Raw genomic sequence first — 975 nt, forward strand, 5'->3', positions numbered from 1 at the left:
TGGGCGACAAGCACGGCAACCTCGTTCACCTGTTCGAGCGCGACTGCTCGGTGCAGCGGCGCAACCAGAAAGTGGTGGAGCGCGCCCCCGCCCCCTACATGGACCCGGACACCCGCCGCGAACTCTGCGAGTCGGCTCTGCGGCTGGCGCGTGCTGCCCACTACACGCATGCGGGCACGGTGGAATATTTGTTCGATGTGGACACCGGCAAGTACTATTTCATCGAGGTGAATCCGCGCATCCAGGTCGAGCACACCGTGACCGAAGTGGTGACCGGCGTGGACATCGTGAAAGCGCAGATCCGCGTGACCGAAGGGGCGTCTGTGGGTGATGAAGACTCCTTCATTCCGCTGCAGCAAGACATCAGCCTGCGCGGCCACGCCCTGCAGTGCCGCGTCACCACCGAGGACCCGGAGAACAACTTCACGCCCGACTACGGCAAGATTGGCGTGTACCGCAGCGCAGCCGGTTTCGGTATCCGGCTGGATGCGGGCACAGCCTATGGCGGCGCTGTCATCACGCCCTATTACGACTCGCTCCTGGTGAAGGTCACGGCCTGGGGCCACACGCCGGATGAGGCAGCCTCCCGCATGGACCGGGCGCTGCGCGAGTTCCGCGTGCGCGGGCTTTCGACCAACCTGCAGTTTTTGGAAAACGTGATTGCGCATCCGCTGTTCCGTTCTGGCGAATGCACCACGCGCTTTATTGACACCACGCCGGAGCTCTTTAACTTTGTGAAGCGCCGCGACCGCGCCACGCGCCTGCTCAAATTCCTGGGCGATGTGGCCATCAACGGCAACCCGGAGATGAAGGGCCGCACCCTGCCCGCGCTGCCACTGGCAGCACCTATCAAGCCCACCTGCGACTTGACCGCGCCCATCCCCAAAGGCTCGCGCGACACGTTCAAGGAGTTGGGCGCCAAAGGCTTTGCCCAGTGGATGAAGGACCAGCCCCAGGTGCTGCTCACCGACACCA

At 63.9% G+C, this 975-nt stretch carries 1 protein-coding gene; it reads left to right on the forward strand.

Features of this window, described 5'->3' with window-relative positions; all coding sequences use genetic code 11:
• A partial coding sequence (locus DIC66_RS22755; protein ID WP_476705502.1) for an ATP-binding protein occupies positions 1-975 on the forward strand: 975 nt, incomplete at both ends.

The sequence above is a fragment of the Rhodoferax lacus genome, from assembly GCF_003415675.1.
GTDB classification, from domain to species: Bacteria; Pseudomonadota; Gammaproteobacteria; order Burkholderiales; family Burkholderiaceae_C; genus Allorhodoferax; species Allorhodoferax lacus.